This window comes from Streptomyces sp. NPDC038280 (genome assembly GCF_055600045.1).
Map to the genome: position 1 here is coordinate 154,797 of NZ_JBVJYZ010000010.1, position 21,100 is coordinate 175,896.

At 72.3% G+C, this 21,100-nt stretch carries 21 protein-coding genes; 6 read left to right on the plus strand and 15 right to left on the minus strand.

What is annotated here, in order from left to right:
• Nucleotides 1-82: 82 nt before the first annotated feature.
• Both ACZ7J0_RS21310 and ACZ7J0_RS21315 read right to left on the minus strand, forming a co-directional pair.
• Nucleotides 83-1,282 carry an ATP-binding protein gene (locus tag ACZ7J0_RS21310; protein WP_470889562.1) on the minus strand — a complete coding sequence of 400 codons (1,200 nt, stop codon included), beginning with the start codon at nt 1,280-1,282 and terminating at the stop codon, nt 83-85.
• A 55-nt stretch (nt 1,283-1,337) separates the two neighbouring features.
• Complete coding sequence (locus tag ACZ7J0_RS21315; protein ID WP_469121631.1) at nt 1,338-1,997, minus strand: response regulator transcription factor; 660 nt, start codon at nt 1,995-1,997, stop codon at nt 1,338-1,340.
• Between the two features lie 89 nt (nt 1,998-2,086).
• On the opposite strand from ACZ7J0_RS21315, the gene ACZ7J0_RS21320 reads away from it, so the two are divergent.
• From ACZ7J0_RS21320 to ACZ7J0_RS21335, 4 genes are read left to right on the plus strand one after another with little or no spacing between them, the layout of a single operon-like run.
• Entirely contained in the window at nt 2,087-2,581 is a 495-nt protein-coding gene (locus ACZ7J0_RS21320; protein WP_470889564.1) for a hypothetical protein, read from the plus strand.
• Nucleotides 2,578-3,636, plus strand: coding sequence for a peptidoglycan-binding protein (locus ACZ7J0_RS21325; RefSeq protein ID WP_470889566.1), 1,059 nt, complete (start codon nt 2,578-2,580; stop codon nt 3,634-3,636). Before ACZ7J0_RS21320 ends, ACZ7J0_RS21325 begins: the two co-directional genes overlap by 4 nt.
• Nucleotides 3,633-4,433: an ABC transporter ATP-binding protein gene (locus ACZ7J0_RS21330; protein WP_470889568.1), complete on the plus strand. Its 801-nt coding sequence runs from the start codon at nt 3,633-3,635 to the stop codon at nt 4,431-4,433. Before ACZ7J0_RS21325 ends, ACZ7J0_RS21330 begins: the two co-directional genes overlap by 4 nt.
• On the plus strand, nt 4,433-5,656 hold the full coding sequence (locus tag ACZ7J0_RS21335; protein WP_470889570.1) for an ABC transporter permease: 1,224 nt from the start codon (nt 4,433-4,435) through the stop codon (nt 5,654-5,656). The genes ACZ7J0_RS21330 and ACZ7J0_RS21335 overlap by 1 nt, the downstream gene beginning before the upstream one ends.
• A 67-nt stretch (nt 5,657-5,723) precedes the next feature.
• Here ACZ7J0_RS21335 and ACZ7J0_RS21340 read toward each other — a convergent pair whose 3' ends face one another.
• The 6 genes from ACZ7J0_RS21340 to ACZ7J0_RS21365 all read right to left on the minus strand — a co-directional run bounded on the left by ACZ7J0_RS21340 (nt 5,724) and on the right by ACZ7J0_RS21365 (nt 10,855).
• A complete protein-coding gene (locus ACZ7J0_RS21340) occupies nt 5,724-7,100 on the minus strand; it encodes a PAS domain-containing protein (RefSeq protein ID WP_470889572.1) in 1,377 nt (458 codons plus the stop codon).
• 407 nt (nt 7,101-7,507) lie between these two features.
• Entirely contained in the window at nt 7,508-7,912 is a 405-nt protein-coding gene (locus ACZ7J0_RS21345; protein ID WP_470889574.1) for a PIN domain-containing protein, read from the minus strand.
• Nucleotides 7,905-8,189, minus strand: a complete 285-nt coding sequence (locus tag ACZ7J0_RS21350; protein ID WP_470889576.1) for a type II toxin-antitoxin system Phd/YefM family antitoxin — start codon at nt 8,187-8,189, stop codon at nt 7,905-7,907. Before ACZ7J0_RS21350 ends, ACZ7J0_RS21345 begins: the two co-directional genes overlap by 8 nt.
• A gap of 61 nt (nt 8,190-8,250) precedes the next feature.
• Nucleotides 8,251-9,072, minus strand: a complete 822-nt coding sequence (locus tag ACZ7J0_RS21355) for an ABC transporter permease (protein ID WP_470889578.1) — start codon at nt 9,070-9,072, stop codon at nt 8,251-8,253.
• Nucleotides 9,069-10,049, minus strand: coding sequence for an ABC transporter ATP-binding protein (locus tag ACZ7J0_RS21360; protein ID WP_470889580.1), 981 nt, complete (start codon nt 10,047-10,049; stop codon nt 9,069-9,071). The genes ACZ7J0_RS21355 and ACZ7J0_RS21360 overlap by 4 nt, the downstream gene beginning before the upstream one ends.
• A 2-nt stretch (nt 10,050-10,051) precedes the next feature.
• Nucleotides 10,052-10,855, minus strand: a complete 804-nt coding sequence (locus tag ACZ7J0_RS21365) for an ABC transporter permease (RefSeq protein ID WP_470889582.1) — start codon at nt 10,853-10,855, stop codon at nt 10,052-10,054.
• A gap of 111 nt (nt 10,856-10,966) precedes the next feature.
• On the opposite strand from ACZ7J0_RS21365, the gene ACZ7J0_RS21370 reads away from it, so the two are divergent.
• Entirely contained in the window at nt 10,967-11,845 is an 879-nt protein-coding gene (locus tag ACZ7J0_RS21370) for a winged helix-turn-helix transcriptional regulator (protein WP_470889584.1), read from the plus strand.
• A 9-nt stretch (nt 11,846-11,854) separates the two neighbouring features.
• Here the strand turns inward: ACZ7J0_RS21370 and pdxH are convergent, their stop codons facing one another.
• Nucleotides 11,855-12,529 carry a pyridoxamine 5'-phosphate oxidase gene (gene pdxH, locus ACZ7J0_RS21375; RefSeq protein ID WP_470889586.1) on the minus strand — a complete coding sequence of 225 codons (675 nt, stop codon included), beginning with the start codon at nt 12,527-12,529 and terminating at the stop codon, nt 11,855-11,857.
• A gap of 229 nt (nt 12,530-12,758) precedes the next feature.
• Here pdxH and ACZ7J0_RS21380 point away from each other — a divergent pair, with 229 nt between their 5' ends.
• On the plus strand, nt 12,759-13,859 hold the full coding sequence (locus tag ACZ7J0_RS21380; RefSeq protein WP_470889588.1) for a citrate synthase 2: 1,101 nt from the start codon (nt 12,759-12,761) through the stop codon (nt 13,857-13,859).
• On the opposite strand, the gene ACZ7J0_RS21385 is transcribed toward ACZ7J0_RS21380, so the two are convergent.
• The 6 genes from ACZ7J0_RS21385 to ACZ7J0_RS21410 form a co-directional block, all read right to left on the minus strand.
• Entirely contained in the window at nt 13,838-14,878 is a 1,041-nt protein-coding gene (locus ACZ7J0_RS21385) for an isopenicillin N synthase family dioxygenase (RefSeq protein WP_470889590.1), read from the minus strand. The genes ACZ7J0_RS21380 and ACZ7J0_RS21385 overlap by 22 nt on opposite strands.
• Nucleotides 14,879-15,114: 236 nt before the next feature.
• On the minus strand, nt 15,115-15,693 hold the full coding sequence (locus ACZ7J0_RS21390) for a TetR/AcrR family transcriptional regulator (RefSeq protein ID WP_469121646.1): 579 nt from the start codon (nt 15,691-15,693) through the stop codon (nt 15,115-15,117).
• A complete protein-coding gene (locus ACZ7J0_RS21395) occupies nt 15,681-16,403 on the minus strand; it encodes an enoyl-CoA hydratase family protein (RefSeq protein ID WP_470889592.1) in 723 nt (240 codons plus the stop codon). The genes ACZ7J0_RS21390 and ACZ7J0_RS21395 overlap by 13 nt, the downstream gene beginning before the upstream one ends.
• Before the next feature lie 40 nt (nt 16,404-16,443).
• A complete protein-coding gene (locus ACZ7J0_RS21400) occupies nt 16,444-18,021 on the minus strand; it encodes a 4-coumarate--CoA ligase family protein (RefSeq protein ID WP_470889594.1) in 1,578 nt (525 codons plus the stop codon).
• Nucleotides 18,022-18,066: 45 nt separating this feature from the next.
• Complete coding sequence (locus ACZ7J0_RS21405) at nt 18,067-19,230, minus strand: acyl-CoA dehydrogenase family protein (RefSeq protein WP_470889596.1); 1,164 nt, start codon at nt 19,228-19,230, stop codon at nt 18,067-18,069.
• Entirely contained in the window at nt 19,227-21,092 is a 1,866-nt protein-coding gene (locus ACZ7J0_RS21410) for an acetyl/propionyl/methylcrotonyl-CoA carboxylase subunit alpha (RefSeq protein WP_470889755.1), read from the minus strand. The genes ACZ7J0_RS21405 and ACZ7J0_RS21410 overlap by 4 nt, the downstream gene beginning before the upstream one ends.
• Nucleotides 21,093-21,100 lie beyond the last annotated feature (8 nt).

A 21,100-nucleotide genomic window follows, 5' to 3' on the forward strand; every position in this document is an offset into this window, starting at 1 on the left:
CCCCCTCACCGAGCGCCCCTCCGTCGGCCAGCGAGCGCCGGTCCCTCGCCGAACGCCCGTCGGGCCCCTGCCGGCCCGTCCCTCACTGAGCTCCGGGGCCGTACGGGAAGCGCACCCGGATCGTCAGGCCGCCGCCGTCCCCATTGGGCATCGCCGTCGTCGTCGCGTCGTGCGCGCGGGCGATCGAGTCGACGATCGACAGGCCCAGACCGGCCCCCTCGCCGGGGCCGTGCGTGCGGGCCGTCAGGCGCCGGAACGGCTCGAAGAGCAGCGGAACCGTGTCCGGCGGAATCACCGGACCGGTGTTCGTGACCTCGATGCCGCCCGGGCCCGTACGGATCTCGACACGGCCGTCCGGGACGTTGTGTCGGATCGCGTTCGCGACGAGATTGTGGACGAGCCGGTCCAGAAGGACCGCGTCCCCGGCGACCGTCAGGGGCCCCACGTGGACCGAGACGCTCACGCCGCGTTCCTCCGCCTCGCCCTCCAGGGCTTCGGCGGCCGCCCTCGCGACCTCGTGCACCGCCACCGGCCGCCTCTCCCGCAGCCCCTGATCGGACGCGGCCAGCAGCAGCAGCCCGTCGATGATCCGTTCGCTGTCGTCGGCGACGTCGATCAGCTTGTTCCGGATCCGGGCCACCCGCTCCTGGTCGGGTGTGCCCGCGAGGCCGATCTCGGCGGCCGCCCGCTGCACGGCCACCGGCGTGCGCAGCTCGTGGGCGGCGTTGGCGGCGAACCGCTGCTGTGCGGAGACCAGCTGTTCCATCCGGCCCAGCATCCCGTCGAAGGTGTCCGCGAGCCGCTTCAGCTCGCCGGGCGGTCCGTCGAGCGCGATCCTCTCGTGGAGGTTCTCGCCGGAGAGCCTGCGGGCCGTCTCGGTGATCACGGCGACGGGGCGGAGCACCCGGCCCGCCATCCACCAGGCGAGCGCGACGGACACCACCGCGTAGACGGCGAGGCCGATCACCGAGACCATCAGCAGCCGGTCCAGCGCGGCGCTCTCCACCGCGTCGCTCACCGTCCTGCTCACCGCGAGCGCGTCGCGCCTGACCACCCCGGGCGGCAGCGGCCCGGGGCTCGCGGGAGTGGCGTACTGCCAGCCGGGGGTGGCGGAGGGCAGGTCCTCCAGTCGCTTGGCCGGCACCGCCGTGGTCACGGCCAGGCTGATCGTCGAGTACAGCCCCTGCTTCACCAGCAGATACACCAGCCCCATCAGCAGCCCGCCCGCCAGGACCAGCAGCCCGCCGTACAGCGCCGTCAGCCGCCCCCGTTCGCTCGTCATCACCCGGCGCACAGCGCCACCACCTCTGCCGCGCTATTTGCCGGCTCGGCTCGCCTCATGACGCGATCCGGTAACCCTCGCCGGGCACCGTCTCCACCACCGGCGGCTCCCCGAGCTTGCCGCGCAGCTTGCTCAGCGCCACCCGCACCGCGTTGGTGCGGTAGCTGGTGTGCTCCTCCCACACCTGCTCGATCAGGTCCTCACCGCTGACCACCGCCCCCTCGGCCCGCAGCAGCGCCTCCAGCACGGCGAACTCCTTGCGGGAAAGATGCAGGTGCCGGCCGTCGCGGCTGGCCTGGCGGCGGGCGGTGTCCAGCACGATCCCGGCCCGCTCCAGCACGGGCGGCAGCGCGGGCCGGGCGCGCCGGCCCAGGGCCAGGACCCGGGCGAGCAGCTCGTCGTACGCGAACGGCTTGGCCAGATAGTCGTCGGCGCCGAGGCCGAGGCCCTCCACCCGGTCCCGTACCGTCCCGGCCGCCGTCAGCATCAGCACCCGGGTCATCAGCCGCTGCTCGACCACCCGGCGGCACACGTCGTCGCCGTGCATCCCGGGCAGGTCACGGTCCAGGACGAGGACGTCGTACGCCCCGAACTGCATCTTCCGCAACGCCTCGAGGCCGTCGGCCGCGACATCCACGGCGAGCGCGTCGCGGCGCAGCCCCTCGGCGATCATCTCGGCGAGAAACGCCTCGTCCTCCACCACCAGTACGCGCATGGGCCCTGTGTATACGAAGGGGGGCTTTCGCCGGTGTAAGCGAATCCGCTGAGAGAAGCGAAACACCCCCTGGCGGCACGCTCCCGCTCATGACGACTCGACAGCGACACCTCAGGATCGTGGCCGCGACCGCCGTGGCGGCCCTCTCCCTCCTCACCACCGCCTGCGGCGGCGAGAAGACCGCCGGAGGCAAGGAGACCCTGAGCGACGAGGGCAAGCAGGCCGACCAGGCCTTCGAACACCGCAAGTGCCTGCGGGAGCAGGGGCTCGACGTGCCCGAGCCCAAGCCCGGCGAGAAGGGCGTCGGGCTCACCATCGGCGGTGACGGCATGTCCAAGGAGAAGATGGAGAAGGCCTTCAAGGCCTGCCAGAGCAAGGCCGGCCCGGGCGCCGGAAAGGGCCTGACGCAGGCCGACAAGGACAAGATGATCAAGTACGCGCAGTGCATGCGCAAGAACGGCTTCAACATGCCCGACCCGAAGTTCGAGGGCGGCGGCATGACGGCGGCCCAGCCGATACCCGAGGGGGCCGCGAAGCAGAAGTTCGACCAGGCCAACAAGGCGTGCGAGAGCGTGTCGCGATGACCCGGCGCAGGCTCGTGGTCGCCCTGGTGGCGATCGTCGCGGTCGCGGGCGGCGGGGCCGCCGTCACCGCGCTCACCGCCCCCGGGGAACAGCGGGTCGAGGAGGACTCGGGGCTCCCCCGCGCGACCGCGCCCGTGACCCGCGGCGACCTCAGCAACAGCACCCAGCAGGACGGCACCCTCGGCCACCTCGGCGAGCGGAAGATCAACGCGGGCCCCGCGGGGACGCTCAACTGGATCGCGGGCGGCGGGTCGGTCGTCGAGCGGGACGAGCGGCTGTACGAGGTGGACGGCAGGCCCGTCCGGCTCATGTACGGCGCCGAGCCCATGTACCGGACCCTCAAGACCGGCGACAAGGGCAAGGACGTCCGCCAGGTCGAGGAGAACCTGGCCGCCCTCGGCTTCACCGGCTTCACCGTCGACGACGAGTACAGCGCGAAGACGGCCGCCGCCGTCAAGCGCTGGCAGAAGTCCCACGACCTCAAGCAGACCGGGACGATCGGCCCCGACCAGATCGCCTTCGCGGGCAGCGCCGTACGGATCAAGGAGGCGGGCGCCGCGACGGGTGATCCGGTGGCACCGGGCAGGCCGGTGCTCACCGTCACCGGTTCGGAGCGGATCGTGCGCTTCAAGATCCCTGTCGCCGACGGGGCGTTGGCCAAAGTCGGCACCCGTGTCTCCGTACAGCTGCCGGAAGGCACCGACGTGCCGGGGAAGGTGTCCTCGGTGGGGAAGACCGCGTCGGCGGGCAGCGACCCGCAGGACAAGACCCCCAAGATCGACATCACCGTCGCCTTCGACGATCCCGACAAGGTCGAGGGGTTCGACCAGTCCCCCGTCACCGTGAACCTCACCGGCGAGATCCGGAAGAACGTCCTGTCCGTGCCGGTCAACGCACTGCTCGCCCTGCCCGGCGGCGGCTTCGGCGTCCAGGTCGTGGAGAACGGCACGGCGCGTGACGTGAAGGTGGAGCTCGGCATGTTCGGGCAGGGCCGGGTCGAGATCAGCGGCTCCGGACTGCGCGAGGGCATGAAGGTCGGGGTGCCGTCCGCATGAGTACCCCCAGCACTACGGTCGTACGGCTCCGCGGGGTCACCAAGGAGTACGCGGGCGGCGTCCGCGCCCTCGACGGCGTCGATCTCACCGTCGGAGAAGGCGAGTTGCTCGGCATCGTGGGTCCGTCCGGCTCCGGCAAGTCCACTCTGCTGCACATCGTCGGCACCCTCGACCGGCCCAGCGCCGGGACGGTGGAGATCGCGGGCCACGACGTGGCCTCTCTGACGGACCGCAGGCTCTCCGCGCTGCGCTCCCGTCACATCGGCTTCGTCTTCCAGGCGTTCCATCTGGTGCCCGGCGTCGGCGCGTTGGAGAACGTCGCCGAGGGGCTGCTGTACTCGGGTCTGCCGAGGGCGCGGCGGCGGGCGATGGCCGCGGAGGCACTCGCCCGGGTCGGTCTCGCGGACCGGATGAAGCACCGCCCGCACGAACTGTCCGGCGGGCAGAAACAGCGCGTCGCCATCGCCCGGGCGGTGGTCGGCAGCCCCGACCTGCTGCTGGCGGACGAGCCGACCGGGGCGCTGGACTCGGCGTCCGGGGAGGCGGTGATGGGGCTGCTGCACGATCTCCACGCGGAAGGCGCGACGATCGCGGTCATCACGCACGACACGGAGATCGCGGGGAGCCTGCCGCGGCAGGTGAGGATCCGCGACGGGCAGGTGGTGGCGGACCTCCGGAGCGGGGGCGGCGGGTCTTCGGAAGGGGGCGCGGGGGCCTCCGGGGCGGGGCCCGGGGCCGCGGGGCTCAGGACGGACGTCGCGGGGCTCGGGCCAGGGACTACGGGGGTCGCGGTCTGATGGCTCGTACGCGTACGCGACGTACCCGACGCACTCACCTGAGGGCGGCCCGGCTCGGGCCGCGCGACATCGTCCATGTCGGCTCGGCCGGGCTGCGCAGCCGGCCCGTGCGGGTCGTCCTGTCCGCGCTGGGGATCGCCATCGGTATCGCCACGATGATCGCGGTCGTGGGCATCTCGGCCTCCAGCCAGGCGCAGTTGCTGCGTCAGCTCGACGCGCTCGGGACGAACATGCTGGTGGCGAAGCCGGGTGAGGGGATGTTCAGCGGCCAGGAGGTCAAGCTCCCCAAGGACGCCCCCGGCATGGTGGGCCGGATCAAGGGGGTCGAGGAGGTCGGCGCGACCGGCGACCTCAAGCACTCCGTACGGCGCTCCGAGAAGATCCCCGAGGGGGAGACCGGCGGGATCGCCGTGAAGGCGGCCACGGAGGACCTGTTGAAGGTCCTGCGGGGCGAGGCGGCGGCGGGCACCTGGCTGAACGGCGCGAACGGCCGCTACCCGGCGGTGGTCCTCGGTGACGTGGCGGCCGAGCGGCTCGGCATCACCAGGCCGGGACAGCAGGTGTGGATCGGCGGCCGGTACTTCACCGTTGTCGGCATCCTGGCCCCGCTGCCACTGGCACCGGACATCGAGCGCTCGGCGCTGGTGGGCTGGGAGGGGGCGCAGAAACTGCTGGGCTTCGACGGGCACCCCACGACGGTGTACGAGCGGTCCACGGACGCGTCCGTACGCACCGTCCAGAAGCTCCTCGCCCCGACGATCGACCCGCAGAACCCGCAGAACGTGGCGGTCGGCGACCCGTCGTCGGCGCTCAAGGCGAAGGCGGCGACGGAGGGGGCGTTCTCGTCGCTGCTGCTGGGGCTGGGCGGGATCGCGCTGCTGGTGGGCGGGGTCGGCGTGGCCAACACCATGATCATCTCGGTCCTGGAGCGGCGCCATGAGATCGGGCTGCGCAGGTCGTTGGGGGCGACACGGGGTCAGATCCGGATCCAGTTCGTCACCGAATCCCTGATGCTGTCGGGCCTCGGTGGCCTGGCGGGCGTGGCCCTCGGCGGCGCGGCGACGGGCGTGTACGCGTCCACGGGCGGGCTGCCGTGGGTGGTCCCGCCGTGGGCGGTGGGCGGCGGCTTCGGGGCGACACTCCTGATCGGCACGGTGGCGGGCCTTTACCCGGCGGTCCGCGCGTCCCGCCTGTCCCCCACGCTGGCGCTCCAGGCGGCATGACCTCCGGAGAAGGGGCGGGGGCCGCCGGCGAGCCGGCCCCCGCTCCCCTCGTCGCGTCCCCGCTTCCCTACTTCCCCGCCAGGTCCAGGCTCGCCGCCACCCTGACCGCCACCGTTTCCGCGTAGGACGCGTCCGGGCGTTCGAAAGGGGGGCGGGAGGCGGAGCGGAGGAAGGTCAGCACCCCCAGGGTCCGGGCGCGGCTGCGGAGCACCACGCAGAGGGCGTGGACCGCGTCGCGGGGCCATTGACGGGCGGCCGCCCAGTCCTCCGCCGCCTGGGCGGACGAGGCGCCCGCGCTCGCGCGGACCGGGCCGACACGGTCCACGGCCTGCACGGCCGGGTGGCCCGACCGGTAGCGGGCCGGGATCCCGCCACCGGACACCAGCGTCACCGGCCCCGGCGCGCCCGTCGGCGTCGCCGCGGCACGGACCAGCCGCTCACCCGCGCACAGGTCCACCAGCACATGGTCCGCGAATCCCGCCAGGGCGAAGTCCAGGTACGACGTCGCCGCCTCCATCGGATCCTCGCACTCCGCCGCCGCGACCCCCGCCCGGTGCAGCTGGCTGGAGCGGAACCGCAACCGGTCCGCCTCCTGCTGGGCCAGCTTCGCCTCGGTCACGTCCTGGAACATCCAGCCCACACCGAGCGGCACGGGCTCCTCCGCCAGCGGCGACGCCAGCCGCAGAAACCCGCTGCGCCAGCACCGGCGCCGCTCACCGTCGCCCGTCCGCAGCGTCACCCACACCTCGGCCGGGTCACGCGGCGCGCCTTCGGCCAGTACGTACTGCAGGGCGCACTCAAGCTCCTCCACGCCCTGGACGAGGAACTCCCCGAGGGGCCGGCCGAGCAGCGAGGTCCGGCCGGCGCCGAGTGCGCGGGCGGCGTGCCCGTTCACCACGGTGGGGCGCAGGTCCACGTCGACGAGGACGACCCCCCAGGACGCGTCCGCGAACAGCGCCTCGCTCAGCGCGATGGACCGCTCCAGGTCGATCTGGGCGTGCACCTCGCTGAACGCGCAGTACACCCCGGCGGGCTTCCCGTCCGCCGCCCGCACCCCCGCCGACTGCGTCCGTACGAGCACCCGCCCGCCGTCCTTGCGCAGCAGCGCGAACTCGTGCACCTGCCGTCCGGGCGCGTGCATCGCCCCCATCAGCCGTCCCTGCACGTCCTCGGCGTCCGCGCTGCGCACGGCCCACCCGGCGAATCCGCTCCGCCCGACGGCCTCCGCGGCGCTCCAGCCGAGGATCCGCTCGGCCTCGCGGTTCCAGTGGGTGACGGTCCCGTCGGCGTCGAACGCGCAGAGCGCCGCGTCCATCCCGTCGAGCAGCGCGGCCAGCAGATCGGACCCCGGCGCCTCCCGCTCGGGCCCCTCCCGCTCGGAGCCCTCCCCGTCCGGCTCGCCCGGCCCGACGGCATGGGCCGTTCCACGCCACGAAGCACTCATCCCGGCACCCCCTGCAGGACGTGTGTCACGCGTGCTACTGCACGCGGGGTCATTCAACTGGAACGTGACCCAGGACACATCTGGTTCGCCGAAATCTTTGCACCACGGAAACAGGGTTCGGTTCTTTAAATCACTTGAGCCTGGCGCCGGGCCTTCCTAGTCTGTGGGTACACGCGAAGGGAGGTGATCCGGAAAAATGATGGTTTTTCGGACTCGTGAGGTGACTGCGGGCTGACGCCTGCCGTCGCACTCTGTGCACCCCGGCAGGCCAATCTGCCGAACATCCACGCAGTCACCCGACCCGTGGGCCGCCGGTAAGTCCGGCCGGCTTCCCGCCGTCTCGTACGGCAGGAACCAAAGGCCCACGGGTCGTCTGCGTGTCCGGGCCCGGCGCCGGCGCGGGCGGGTCAGACCGCGACGATTTCGACGCCCTGCTCAAGGCCCTTGAAGTCGTCCGGATTGCGCGTGTAGAGCGGCAGGCCCTCCGCCGCCGCAGTGGCCGCGATCATGAGGTCGATGCGGCGCGGTCGCGGGTCCCGGCGCGCCCGGAGCGTGAGGGCGACCAGCACGCCGTATCGCCGCGCGGCCTCGCGGGTGAACGGAATGGCGTCGAAGTCCGCCTCGGCGTCGGCGAGCCGCTGGGCCCGCGCCAGGGAGTCCACGGGGTCCTTCGCCATCGCCACCCCCTGCGCCAGCTCGGCGAGGACGACCGACGGGATCGCGATCTCCCTCGGCAGCCGTGCGGGATCGATGTCCGGCAGGTCGATGACGGCGCACGTGTCGAGCAGGCCGCGGTCACGCCTCTCAGCCACGGTTGCGCTCCCACGGATCCGCCTCGGGGCCGACGCGGTCGTCGTCGCCGAAGAAGTCGTCCGCTTCCTCGCGCATGGCGGCATGGTCGACGCGTGGCGCGGCGCGCCACTTGCGCTGCAGTTCTTCGGCCGGAATGAAGCGCCGTCGCGTGCTGAGGGGGCGGACCTCGGCGATCTCTATTCCATTGCGGGTGACGTGGAACGTCTCGCCCGCCTCCACCTCGTCGAGGACCGCTTTGGAGCGGGCGGCGAGCTCCCGTTGAGTGATGGTCTTCATAGCGTGAGCGTAATACGCCGTACCACACCGCGCTACGCGGAACAGGGCGCCCCGGCGCCCTTCACGCGAAGCCCAGCCTGCCCGTCCGCTGGACCCGCGCCTCGCCCAGCCGAAGGATCACGGCGGACGCCGCGAGCAGCAGGGCACTCAGCGCGCCCAGGCCGGTGAGCGGCAGGGCCATGTCGGCGAGGGTGCGGCCCTCCAGGAGGGCGCCCCTCACCGCCAGCAGGCTGCCGGTGAGGGGGAAGGCCGCTCCGACGATCTGGACGGCCGTGGGAAGCGCGAAGGTGGGGAGGCGGACGCCCGAGACGAACCAGAGGGGCTCGTCGAGGATCGTGTAGAGGAACGCCGAGTCGCGGGAGAAGACCAGCACGCTGTTGAGGAACGCGCCCCAGGCGACCGCCGGGACCAGCAGGGCGAGGAAGACGACGGCGAGCATCCACCAGGAGGCGACGGACAGGGAGCCGAAGCCGGTGAGCGCGGCGGCGGTGAAGCAGGTCAGGAGCCAGGCGTTCTGGAGGAGTGCGCCCGCGCCGTTGGCGATCATCAGGGTGAGCCGGCCGGCCGGGGAGAGGAAGAGCAGCTCCAGGGTGCCGGTGGCCCGTTCGAAGGAGAAGTGCCAGGCGGACTGGACGAGGGAGAAGAAGAAGGCGTACGCGAGGGTGCCGGTGGCGAGGAAGGCCAGGAGGCGCTCGGGGTCGGCGGCCGGCGGCCAGTTCGCGGCGGCCGGGGACGCGGTGGCGACCGGACGCAACGTGTAGTAGGTGGTGGCCAGTTGGAGAACGGGCCAGACCAGCATCGAGAAGACGACGAGCGGCTGGCCGAAGAGGCGGCGGTGCTGTTTGAGGGCCTCGGCCCTGAAGACGCGCAGGGCGTGGCTCATACGGACACCGCCTCGGGGGTGTCCGTGAGGGTGAGGATCGCGTCCTCGAGGCTGGCTTCGGCGATCTCCAGGCCGCCGATCTGGCCGCCCGCCTCGATGATCGCCGCGGCCAGCGGGCCCGCGATGTTGTCCGGGTGGCGCAGGGTGATCAACTCGCCGCCGTCGGCGAGGGGGTGGGTGGTCGCGCCGAAGCGGGCGACGGTGCCGGTGACGGCCGCGCTGGGGTTCGTCACCGTGATGCGTACGGTCCGGTGGCTTCCCGTGGCGGCCTTCAGCTCCGCGGGGCTGCCCTCCGCGAGGTGCCGGCCCCCGGAGATCACGTAGACATGACCGCAGAGTTCCTCGACTTCCGCCAGGTAGTGGGAGGTGAGCAGGACGCCGGTGCCGGCGGCCGCGAGGTCGGCGACGACGCGGCGCAGATCACGGGCGATGGGGGCGTCGAGGCCGAGGGTGGGCTCGTCGAGGAGGAGATAGGCGGGCCGGTTGATGAGGCCGCGGGCGATGGCGAGGCGCTGGGTCATGCCGCGCGAGTACCGCTCGACCATGGTGTCGGCGGCGTCGGACAGGCCCACCAGCGCGAGGAGTTCCTCGGTGCGGGCGCGCAGCTCGGGCTTGGGGACGTCGTAGAGCTGGCCGAAGTACCAGAGGTTCTCGCGTCCGGTCATCCGGGTGTAGACCATGCGCTCGCCGCCGGCGATGAGGTTGATGCGGCGGCGTACGGCGCGGGCGTCGGCGACGGTGTCGAGGCCGTCGACGCGGATCGTCCCGGAGGTGGGGCGCAGGAGGGTGGCCAGCATCTTGATGGTGGTGGTCTTGCCGGCGCCGTTGAGGCCGAGGAGTCCGGTGACGCGGCCGGGCGGGATGTCGAGATCAAGGCCGTCGACGGCCCGCTTGAGCGTGCGGGGTCCGAGGATTCCCTTGTCGCGTACGGGGAACTCCTTGCGCAGCGCGCGGACGGCGATGCCGGGTGTGCTCATGGTCAGTACGTCCTTTCGACGGCGCGGGCCTCGGCGCGGGGCAGCAGCTTCAGGCCGGCCAGCAGGTATACGGCGGTCAGGGCGGCGCAGACACCGAGCCTCGGCAGCAGCTGCGGCAGGCTCTGGCCGCCGGTGAGCGATCCGTGCAGTACGTCGACGGCGGAGGTCACCGGGAAGAGCTCGGCGAGCCACTGGGCGGGCTCGGGCAGATAGGCGCGGGGGAAGGTGAAGCCGCAGAGCAGCCCGAGGAGCATGAAGACGGTGTTCTGGGAGATGTGGGCCTCGCCCGCCGCGATCATGAGGGCCCCGAGGCCGACGGAGAGCGCGAAGACGGCGCAGATGAGGGCGGTGGCTCCGGCCAGCGCGCCGAGGGGCGAGGAGACGGGGACGGAGATGCCCAGCAGCGCGATCACCACGCCCAGGCCGAGGAATTCGACGAGGCTGCTGACGACGGCGAAGGCCGTGAAGCCGAGGAGGTAGGGGAAGCGGCCGGCGGGGGCGATGAGCAGCGCGCCGAGGGTGCCCTGGCGCTGTTCGGTGATGAGTGCCTTGGCCGACCAGAGGATGAGGCGGACGGTGAACTGGAAGGCGGTCGCGCCCACGGCGATGTAGGCGAGATAGGCGCTGGTGCCGCTGCTCGCGGCGAAGTCGTCGCCGACCCTGCCGCCGCCGATGGCGCGGTGGGCGAGGCCGGCGAGGGCGATGGCGAGCGCGGCGGGCAGAACGGTGCCGACGGCGTAGGTCCATGGGTAGGCGCGGCGGGTCATCTGCCAGGTGCGCCAGGCGGTTGCCCGGGCTGTGGGCACGGATCTCCCCCGGAGTCAGTGAGTTTCCTTTAGGAACTTACACTGAGTTTCTATCGGGAACTCACCCCGTGGCGCAAGATGGACCGACCGCACCGAGGGAAAGGAACGCCGATGGGCCGAGCAGTACCCGAGCGCGACGCCGCCTGTGCCATCGCCCAGGCCGCAGCCGTCATCGGCGACTGGTGGAGCCTGCTGCTGGTACGCGAGACCGCCCGCGGCCGGCACCGCTTCGACGAGCTCCAGCGCGAGCTCGACATCTCCCGCAAGGTGCTCACCGAACGGCTGAACCACCTGGTCGACAGCGGGGTCCTGGACAAGGTCCCGTACCAACGGGGGCCCGTCCGGTACGAGTACCGGCTCAGCGACATCGGCCGCGCCCTGCTGCCCGTCCTCGTGTCCATGCAGGACTGGGCCGACCGCTGGCTGCTCGGGGACGGCACCCTCACCGGCACAGCCGGGGAGGAGAGCGCCGAGGCGCACCGCCTCCACGACCTGCCCGGCACCCGGCTGCCGCGGCTCACGCTGCCCGCGCACACCGGCGCCGACCTCGATCCCGTGGACCCGGAGGCGGCCGCCACGGTCCTCTTCTGCTACCCGGCCACCGGGCGGCCGAGCCCCCTGCCGGAGAACTGGTCCGACATCCCCGGCACGGTCGGCTGCACCCTGGAGAACCGGCTCTTCCGCGACGCGTACGCCACCTTCACCGCGGCCGGGATCGCCGTGCGCGGCCTCAGCACCCAGCGCCCGGACGAGCAGCGCGCGTTCGCGAAGGCGGAGGACATCCCCTTCCCGCTGCTCTCCGACATGGACAGCAGGCTGTCGGCGGCACTGCGGCTGCCGACGTTCCGGGCCGGTCAGGCGCTGCGGCTGAAGCGGGCGGTGCTGGTACTGGACCGGGAGCGCGCCGTGCGCCATGTGCAGTTCCCGGTCACGGACATCCCGCACGCGGTGGAGACGGCCCTCGTCGAGGGCCGGAAACTCTCCGAGTGACCGCGGGGGTCACGGGGACAGACGCTCGACCGTCCAGCCCGAGTCCGTCGCGGCGTCCCGCACGTACCGCAGCCGGTCGTGCAGCCGGTTCTCGTGCCCCTGCCAGAACTCCACCGTCTCCGGCACCACCCGGAAGCCGCCCCACTCCGGCGGCACCGGCACCTGCTCGCTCTCCGGGTAGCGGGCGGCCAGCTCCTCGTACCGGCTCAGCAGCTCCTCCCGGGAACCGATCGCCGACGACTGGTGGCTCGCCCACGCGCCCAGCTGCGAGCCGTGCGGGCGGGTGCGGAAGTACGCGGCCGTCTCGTCGCGGCCGGTGCGGGAGGCCGTACCGGTGATGATCACCTGGCGGGCCAGCGGGTGCCACGGGAAGAGCAGCGAGACGTACGGGTTGGCGGCCAGCTCATGGCCCTTGCGGGAGGTGTAGTTCGTGTAGAAGACGAGGCCCGCCTCGTCGTAGTGCTTCATCAGCACCGTGCGCGACGACGGCCTGCCGTCGGGCGTCGAGGTCGACACGACCATGGCGTTCGGTTCGTGGATGGCGGCGGTCGCGGCCGCCGCGTCCTTGAACCAGCGGGCGAACTGTTCGATCGGTTCGGGCGCGAGGTCCTCCACGTGCAGCTCCGTGGTCCGGTACTGCTCACGCATGTCAGCGGGATCGAGGGCGTCTGTCACACCCCCCATCCTGCCGCAGGGCGCAGTCTGCCCGGCACCGAGTGCCGCTAATCCTTGTTGGGCGGAATGGCGCAGTGTGCCGGTTGTCACGCTTCCCCGCATCAGCAGAACCCGCCAAACTCTCCGCTGGGCCACTGTGGCCCCCCTACGACGCGGTGGGGGTGACCGCTCGCCGCACGGGGCATCACCCCCCAACGAGTTTGTTCGTCCGTCGTACCCATTTCTGAGGAGCCGCCTGATGTCCGACTTCGTACCCGGACTCGAAGGAGTCGTCGCGTTCGAAACGGAGATCGCCGAACCCGACAAGGAGGGCGGTGCCCTCCGTTACCGGGGCGTCGACATCGAAGACCTGGTGGGCCATGTGTCCTTCGGGAACGTCTGGGGCCTGCTGGTCGACGGGGCGTTCAACCCCGGGCTGCCGGCCGCCGAGCCCTTCCCCATTCCGGTGCACTCCGGGGACATCCGGGTCGACGTCCAGTCCGCGCTGGCGATGCTCGCCCCCGTATGGGGTCTGAAACCGCTCCTGGACATCTCTGCCGAGCAGGCCCGTGACGACCTGGCGCGCGCCGCCGTCATGGCACTGTCGTACGTCGCCCAGTCCGCGCGCGGACAGGGCCTGCCGATGGTCCCGCAGAGCGAGATCGACAAGGCGGAGTCCGTCGTCGAGCGCTTCATGATCCGCTGGCGCGGCGAGCCCGACCCCAAGCACGTCAAGGCCGTCGACGCCTACTGGACGTCCGCCGCCGAACACGGCATGAACGCCTCCACCTTCACCGCCCGCGTCATCGCCTCCACCGGCGCCGACGTGGCCGCGGCACTGTCCGGCGCCGTCGGCGCCATGTCCGGCCCGCTGCACGGCGGGGCGCCCTCCCGGGTCCTCGGCATGATCGAGGAGATCGAGCGGACCGGCGACGCCACCGCGTACGTCAAGCAGGCCCTGGACAAGGGCGAGCGGCTCATGGGCTTCGGCCACCGGGTCTACCGCGCCGAGGACCCGCGCGCCCGCGTGCTGCGCCGCACGGCCAAGGAGCTCGGCGCGCCGCGCTTCGAGATCGCCGAGGCCCTGGAGAAGGCCGCGCTGGAGGAGCTGCACAACCGCCGCCCCGACCGCGTCCTCGCCACGAACGTCGAGTTCTGGGCGGCGATCATGCTGGACTTCGCGGAGGTCCCGGCGCACATGTTCACCTCGATGTTCACCTGCGCCCGCACGGCGGGCTGGTCGGCGCACATCCTGGAGCAGAAGCGCACGGGCCGCCTGGTGCGACCCTCCGCGCGCTACGTCGGCCCCGGCACCCGCAACCCCCGCGAGATCGAGGGCTACGGGGACATCGCGGGCTGACGCTCCTGGAGCAGCAGGTCCGCGTGATGCCGGGCGGCGACCAGGGGATGAGCGCGCAGCTTGCCCTTGAGTTCGTTGCGGCCGTACTCGGCGAACAGCGGGTTCGCCGGGTCGGTCGTGACCCCGGGCGCGTTCCGCGCGTACGGGAACGGCACGCGCTCGATCCTGGCGTCCAGGCGCGGGTTGTAGAAGAACGGCACCGAGAAGCGCTCGGTGGCCCCGGGCGGGCTGACCACCCGGTGGTTGGTGGCGAGCAGATAGCCGTCGGTGGCGACTTCGAGGAGCTCGCCGAGGTTGACGACGAAGGCGCCGGGCAGCGGCGGAACGTCGTGGAAGAGCCCGTCCTCGCGCTGCACCTGGAGCCCGCCGACCTGGTCCTGCAGCAGCAGGGTCAGGAAGCCGTAGTCCTTGTGCGCGCCGACGCCCTGGTCGGCGCCGTCGTCCGCGCTGCCGGGGTAGCGGACCATCTTGAGGTGCGGGTGGGCGCGCGGGCCGAAGGCGTCGTCGTAGAAGCCGGCCGGGGCGCCGATGGCCACGAGGAGCTCGCGCAGGAGCCGCTCGGCGACACCACTGAGCCGCTCGACCCAGTTCAGGGCGGCGGTGCGCAGCTCCGGCAGGGCGTCGGGCCACTGGTTGGGGCCCTGGAGCCACCAGTAGGGGGCCTCGCCCGGGCCGGGGACGCGCGCGGGGCGCTCGGCGCCGATGTCGAGCTGGTCGCGCCAGTCGCGCGAGCCGCCGGTGCGCTCGTCGCCGATGCGGGTGTAGCCGCGGAAGTGCGGCGAGTTGATGTTGTCGATCGCCAGCCGGTCGGCCTCGGGAAGCGCGAAGAAGGCCCGCATCGCCCGCATCAGGGCGTCGGTCTCGGCGTCCGTGACGCCATGCCCGACGAGCTGGAAGAAGCCGACGTCATGGGCCGCGCTGTGCAGCTGGGCGTGGAGCAGCCGGCGCGCCTGGGGGCCCTGGTCGACGGCCGAGAGATCGATGATCGGAAGCTGGGAGTACGACTGCGAGTCCGTCATGGTTGCATCCGCGGGGTGTACGGGTCCCGGGGCGGCGCCATGGGGTGGGGCGGGGCTCCGGGTGCCTGATGGAGAGGGGGGCTTCGAAGATCAGGTCGAGCGTCGACAGCCCATGCTCGTGACGCGGACGAAGTCCACGTGGCGGCGGCGTACGAGCGAAAGCATGACCTCAGATTACTGCGCGGCTCACGGATGGCCAGTGACCCGTATCACACTTCGCTCCGGCCCTGGGCGGTTCAGTCCAGCGCCTCGTCGAGGAGCGCCGCCCACTGCGCCACCACCCGCTCCCGGCGGGCCGTGTCGTCGGTCAGGAGAGTGGCCAGGCCCAGCCCCCGGGCCATGTCCAGAAGCCCCTGGACCGTCTCGCGCACGCCCGGGCGGGACTCGTCCGCGCCGAGGAGTTCGACGGCGATCCGGTGCGACTCACGGCCGACACGGGCCTCCAGCTCGGTGACCCGCGGGCGCAGCTGCTCCTCGTTCGAGGCGGCGACCCACAGGTGCAGGGCCGCGCGGAACAGCGGTCCCGTGTACAGGTCGACCAGAGCGCCCACGACGGCCGCGCGGTTCTTGGCCGGAAGGGTGCGCAGGGCGTGCGAGCGCTCCTCGGCGACGTATTCGACGGCCGCCGTGAAGAGGTCCTCCCGGGTGGGGAAGTGGTGCTGGGCCGCGCCCCGCGAGACGCCGGCCCGTTCGGCGACCACCGAGACGGTCGAGCCCGCCCAGCCGTGTTCGGCCAGGCAGGACACGGCCGCCTCCAGGAGCCGCTGCCGGGTCGCCCGGCTGCGGTCCTGTTTGGGGCTGGTCACCACACCCATGCGGGGTCCCGTCGTTCGAGGAAGGCCGTCATCCCCTCACGCGCCTCCGCCGAGGCGAAGAGCGTCGCGGAGCGCTGGACCAGGTCCTCCGCGTCCCGCTCGAAGGCTGCCAGCACCCTAGCCGTGACCAGGCGCTTGGACTCCGCCAGCCCCTGCGGGGACGCCTTGCGCAGCCCGTCCAGGATGCCGTCGAACGCGTCGTCGGTGGCCGTCACCAGGCCCATCCGTACCGCCTCCGCCGTGTCGAAGCGCTCCCCGGTGAGGTAGTAGCGGGCGGCGGCCCGCGGCTCGAGCTTCGGCAGCAGCGTGAGCGAGATGACGGCCGGCGCCACCCCGATCCGAACCTCCGTGAGCGCGAAGTCCGCGTCCGGCGACGCCACCGCGAGGTCGCAGGCGCCGACCAGGCCCATGCCTCCGGCCCTGACGTGCCCGGCGACCCGGGCCACCACCGGCTTCGGCAGCTCGACGATCCGCCGCAGCAGCGCCACGAAGGCGTACGGACTGGGCGGCGCCTTCAGATCCGCGCCGGCGCTGAACGTCGAGCCGGTGTGCGTGAGCACCACGGCCCGCACCTCCGGATCGCCGCCACACGCCTCCATCGCCTCGGCGAGCTCGCCGACGAGCCGCGCGGACAACGCGTTGCGGTTCGCCGGCGAGTTCAGGGTCAGGGTGGTGATGCCGCGCTCGTGCGCGCTGTCGACCAACGTCATGCGCCCTCTCACTCCCCTCATCGGTCACTCGGTCACTCGGTCACTCGGTCACTCGGTTCGCTTCCCGGTCCCTCAGCTCCCGACGGAGGATCTTCCCCGAAGCGGCCCGGGGTACCGCCCCGATGAACTCCACACGCCGGATCTTCTTGTACGGGGCGACCTTTCCGGCGACGAAACCGACCAGGTCGTCCGGGGACAGCTCGCTCGCGGTCGGCTGGCGGACCACGAAGGCCTTCGGGATCTCGTTGCCGTCCTCGTCCAGGACCCCGATCACCGCCGCGTCGGCCACCTGCTCATGGGTGAGAAGCAGCGCCTCCAGCTCGGCGGGCGCCACCTGGAAGCCCTTGTACTTGATGAGTTCCTTGACCCGGTCGACGACGAACAGCCAGCCGTCCTCGTCGACCCGCCCGATGTCCCCGGTGTGCACCCACCCCTCGGCGTCGATCATCGCCGCGGTGGCCTCGGGCCGCCCCAGATAACCCTTCATGACCTGGGGGCCGCGGATCGCGATCTCACCCTCCTCGCCCACCCCGGCGTCCCTGCCGGGATCGTCGATGGACAGCAGCCGCATCTCGGTACCCGGGAGCAGTTTTCCGACGGTGCCCGGCGGCGGGGCGTCGGCGTCCAGCGGGACGACGTGCGTGCCGGGTGACAGCTCGGTCATCCCGTACGCCTGGCGCACCGGCGGCAAACCGAGCCGCTCCGAACAGGCTTGCGCGAGCGCGGCGTCCAGCGGGGCGGCGGAGCAGACGATGTACTCCAGCGACGACAGGTCGTACCGCGCCACCGACGGATGCTTGGCGAGGGCCAGGATGATCGGAGGAGCCACGTACAGACCGTTGATGCGGTGCCTCTCGATCGCGGCGAGGAACTGGTCGAGGTCGAAGCGGGGCAGGACGACGACGGTGGCGCCCTGCCGCAGCGGGGCGTTCATCAGCGCGGTGAGGCCGTAGATGTGGAAGAACGGAAGCACGGCGAGGATCCGGTCGCCCGGACCCATGGGCATCAGCGGGGAGAGCTGCGCCAGGTTCGTGGCGATCGAACGGTGGGTGAGCATCACGCCCTTGGGGATGCCGGTCGTCCCGGAGGAGTACGGCAGGGCGGCGACGTCCTCGGCCGGGTCGATGGGGACGGACGGCTCGGGGGCGGTGGAGCCGAACGCCCCGGGCGCGTCACAGACGAAGATCTCCTCGATCCCGCCGACCAGTTCCGAGGCTCGCCGCGCCACGTCCAGCAGCGGTGAGACGGTGACGATCCAGCGGGCCGCGGAGTCCCGCAGCTGCTTGGCGAACTCCTCCGCCGTGGACAGCGGATGGACGGTGGTCACCGAGGCTCCGGCTCGGGTGGAGCCGTAGAACACCGCCGGGTAGAGCACCGAGTTGGGGCTGTGCAGCGCGACCACGTCGCCCTTGCGGACGCCCGCCCCGGCGAGCGAGGCGGCGATCCGCCGGTGGTGCGCGTCGAGCCGGGCGTAGGTGACGGCAGTGCCGGTGACGCCGTCGATCAGCGCGACCGCGTCGCCGTACTCGGTGGCCGCCCGGCCGAGTACGGCGTCGTGGATGGGAAGGGAAACGGCCGGCACATCCGCGTACTCACTGGAGAACACCGCTGAAGACATGAACAGCCCCCTCGGAGAAGGATCGGACGGCCAGAATCGTGCCTCTCAGTACGACTTGGGGAGACCCAGGGACTGATGGGACACGTAATTGAGGATCATTTCGCGGCTGACCGGTGCGATCCGGGCGACGCGGGACGCCGTGATGAGCGAGGCGAGGCCGAACTCCCGGGTGAGGCCATTGCCGCCGAGGGTGTGGACGGACTGGTCGACCGCCTTCACACAGGCCTCCGCGGCGGCGTACTTGGCCATGTTCGCGGCCTCTCCCGCGCCGATGTCGTCGCCCGCGTCGTAGAGGGCGGCGGCCTTCTGCATCATCAGCCGGGCGAGCTCCAGCTCGATGTGGGCCTGGGCGAGCGGATGCGCGATGGCCTGGTGGGCGCCGATGGGGGACTTCCAGACCTGGCGGTCCTTGGCATAGCCGATCGCCTTGCCGAGGGCGTGGCGGCCCATGCCGATGGCGAACGCGGCGGTCATGATCCGCTCGGGGTTGAGACCCGCGAAGAGCTGCAGCAGACCGGCGTCCTCTCCGCCACCGCCTTCGGCGTGGGAGGTGCCCCCACCCACCAGCGCGTCGGCGGGCAGGTGGACGTCGTCGAGGGTGAGCTCGAACTGCTTCTCGTGGGCGGCCAGTTCCATGTCGATCTGGCGACGCTGGAAGCCCTCGGCGTCCCGGGGGACGACGAAGAGACAGGGCTTGAGGGAGCCGGTGCGGGCGTCCGAGGTGCGGCCGACGATGAGGGTGGCGTCGGCGATGTCGACGCCGGAGACGAAGACCTTGCGGCCGCTCAGGACCCAGCCGTCCTCCGTCCTGCGGGCGGTGGTGGTGATCCGGTGCGAGTTCGAGCCCGCGTCGGGCTCGGTGATGCCGAAGGCCATGGTGCGGGTGCCGTCGGCGAGGCCGGGGAGCCAGGCGCGCTTCTGCGCCTCGGTGCCGAAGCGGGCGATGACGGTGCCGCAGATGGCGGGCGAGACGACCATCATGAGCAGCGGGGCCCCTGACGCGCCCAATTCTTCGAGCACGATGGAGAGTTCGGCCATGCCGCCGCCTCCGCCTCCGTACTCCTCCGGCAGGTTCACGCCCAGATAGCCGAGCTTGCCCGCCTCCGCCCACAGCTCCTCCCGGTCGAAGCCCCTGCCGTGGCGCTGCCCGAGGGCGGAGACGGCGGCGCGCAGCGCGGTGTGTTCGCGGCTCTCGATGACATGGCTCATGAGGTCTGCTCCTCCTGTGCTTCGTTCTGTACGACGGCGAGAAGGGCACCGACCTCGACCTGGCGGCCGGGGGCGGCGTGGAGCGCGGTGAGCGTGCCGGAGGCGGGAGCGGTGATGCGGTGCTCCATCTTCATGGCCTCCAGCCAGAGGAGCGGCTGTCCGGCGTCGACCCGGTCGCCGACCGCGAGCTCGGCGACCCGGACGACGGTGCCGGGCATGGGCGCGAGCAGGGATCCGGGCTCGGTACGGTCCCGGGGATCGGCGAAGCGGGGGCGGACGGTGAGCCGGTGGGCGCCGACGTGCACGACGTCGCCGTGGCGGGCCACATCGAAGCGCCGGACGACCCCGTCGAGCTCCAGCCGGACGCGCTCCGGCGCGACCTCGACGGCCCGGATCCCCTCGGGAGCCGTGACCACATACCCGTCCCTGGTCCGGCGGTACCGGACCTCGTGGTCCCCGTACACCTTCACCTGATCCTGCGACGCCACGTTCCGCCACGCCCCGAGGCCCCCGCCGGCGGCCGCGTCCGCGTCCGCGAGAGCCGCGGCGACGGCGGCGTGCGCCTCACCGGCGGGGTCCGGGCGGGTGAGCGCGTCGAGGTTCCGCTCGTAGAACCCGGTGTCGAGGCGCCCCTCGGCGAACTCGGGGTGCCGCAGCGACCGCACGAGCAGCTCCCGGTTGGTGACGGGCCCCTCGACCCGGGCCTGCTCCAGGGCGTGCGCCAGCTTCCGTACGGCCTGCGCCCGGGTCGGCGCCCAGACGATGACCTTGGCGAGCATGGGGTCGTAGTGGACTCCGATGACGTCCCCGGAGGCGTAACCGGTGTCCAGGCGCACGCCGGGTACGGACAGCCGGTGCAGGGTGCCGGTCTGCGGCGCCCAGTCCCGTGCCGGGTCCTCCGCGTACAGCCGGGCCTCCACCGCGTGGCCCTGGACCGGGGGCGGCTCTCCGGGGAGCTCGCCACCCTCCGCGACGCTGATCTGGAGCGCCACCAGGTCGACGTCGAACACGGCCTCGGTGACGGGGTGTTCGACCTGGAGACGGGTGTTCATCTCCAGGAAGTGCGCGCGGTCACCCGCGACGAGGAACTCGACCGTCCCCGCGCCCACGTATCCGACCGCCCGCGCCGCCCGTACCGCCGTCGCGTGCAGCCGCTCCACCAGCGCGTCCGACAGGCCCGGGGCCGGGGCCTCCTCGATCACCTTCTGGTGGCGGCGCTGCAGCGAGCAGTCGCGGGTGCCGAGCGCCCAGACCGTGCCGTGCCCGTCCGCGAGTACCTGCACCTCCACATGGCGGCCGCCCTCCACGTACGGCTCGACGAAGACCTCACCGTCCCCGAACGCGCTCAGCGCCTCCGCCCGAGCCGCCTCCAATTCAGCGTCGAGCGACGAGAGTTCACGCACCACGCGCATACCGCGGCCGCCGCCCCCCGCCGCCGCCTTCACGAGGACCGGCAAGTCCGCCGCCGTGACCTCCGTCAGCGGGGCGAGGCCCATCAGCTCCTTGGCCCGCGTCTTCGACGCCATCGCCTCGATCGCGGCCGGCGGCGGCCCGATCCACACCAGCCCCGCGTCGGCCACCGCCGCCGCGAACTCCGCGTTCTCGGACAGGAAGCCGTAGCCCGGGTGCACCGCGTCCGCTCCCGCCGCGAGCGCCGCCTTCACGATGAGGTCGCCGCGCAGATACGTCTCGGCCGGGGTCACCCCCGGCAGCCGCACGGACGCGTCGGCCTCCCGGACGTGCAGCGCCGAAGCGTCGGCGTCCGAGTACACCGCCACCGTCCCGATGCCCAGCTCACGGCAGGTGCGGAAGACCCGGCAGGCGATCTCCCCCCGGTTCGCGACCAGGACGGACCGGATCAACGACTGAG

Bases quoted from the DNA above. Each gene is read 5' to 3' on its own strand.
- ACZ7J0_RS21310 (WP_470889562.1), bottom strand. From the start codon at position 1,282: ATGACGAGCGAACGGGGGCGGCTGACGGCGCTGTACGGCGGGCTGCTG.
- ACZ7J0_RS21315 (WP_469121631.1), bottom strand. From the start codon at position 1,997: ATGCGCGTACTGGTGGTGGAGGACGAGGCGTTTCTCGCCGAGATGATC.
- ACZ7J0_RS21320 (WP_470889564.1), top strand. From the start codon at position 2,087: ATGACGACTCGACAGCGACACCTCAGGATCGTGGCCGCGACCGCCGTG.
- ACZ7J0_RS21325 (WP_470889566.1), top strand. From the start codon at position 2,578: ATGACCCGGCGCAGGCTCGTGGTCGCCCTGGTGGCGATCGTCGCGGTC.
- ACZ7J0_RS21330 (WP_470889568.1), top strand. From the start codon at position 3,633: ATGAGTACCCCCAGCACTACGGTCGTACGGCTCCGCGGGGTCACCAAG.
- ACZ7J0_RS21335 (WP_470889570.1), top strand. From the start codon at position 4,433: ATGGCTCGTACGCGTACGCGACGTACCCGACGCACTCACCTGAGGGCG.
- ACZ7J0_RS21340 (WP_470889572.1), bottom strand. From the start codon at position 7,100: ATGAGTGCTTCGTGGCGTGGAACGGCCCATGCCGTCGGGCCGGGCGAG.
- ACZ7J0_RS21350 (WP_470889576.1), bottom strand. From the start codon at position 8,189: ATGAAGACCATCACTCAACGGGAGCTCGCCGCCCGCTCCAAAGCGGTC.
- ACZ7J0_RS21355 (WP_470889578.1), bottom strand. From the start codon at position 9,072: ATGAGCCACGCCCTGCGCGTCTTCAGGGCCGAGGCCCTCAAACAGCAC.
- ACZ7J0_RS21360 (WP_470889580.1), bottom strand. From the start codon at position 10,049: ATGAGCACACCCGGCATCGCCGTCCGCGCGCTGCGCAAGGAGTTCCCC.
- ACZ7J0_RS21370 (WP_470889584.1), top strand. From the start codon at position 10,967: ATGGGCCGAGCAGTACCCGAGCGCGACGCCGCCTGTGCCATCGCCCAG.
- pdxH (WP_470889586.1), bottom strand. From the start codon at position 12,529: ATGGGGGGTGTGACAGACGCCCTCGATCCCGCTGACATGCGTGAGCAG.
- ACZ7J0_RS21380 (WP_470889588.1), top strand. From the start codon at position 12,759: ATGTCCGACTTCGTACCCGGACTCGAAGGAGTCGTCGCGTTCGAAACG.
- ACZ7J0_RS21385 (WP_470889590.1), bottom strand. From the start codon at position 14,878: ATGACGGACTCGCAGTCGTACTCCCAGCTTCCGATCATCGATCTCTCG.
- ACZ7J0_RS21390 (WP_469121646.1), bottom strand. From the start codon at position 15,693: ATGGGTGTGGTGACCAGCCCCAAACAGGACCGCAGCCGGGCGACCCGG.
- ACZ7J0_RS21395 (WP_470889592.1), bottom strand. From the start codon at position 16,403: ATGACGTTGGTCGACAGCGCGCACGAGCGCGGCATCACCACCCTGACC.
- ACZ7J0_RS21400 (WP_470889594.1), bottom strand. From the start codon at position 18,021: ATGTCTTCAGCGGTGTTCTCCAGTGAGTACGCGGATGTGCCGGCCGTT.
- ACZ7J0_RS21405 (WP_470889596.1), bottom strand. From the start codon at position 19,230: ATGAGCCATGTCATCGAGAGCCGCGAACACACCGCGCTGCGCGCCGCC.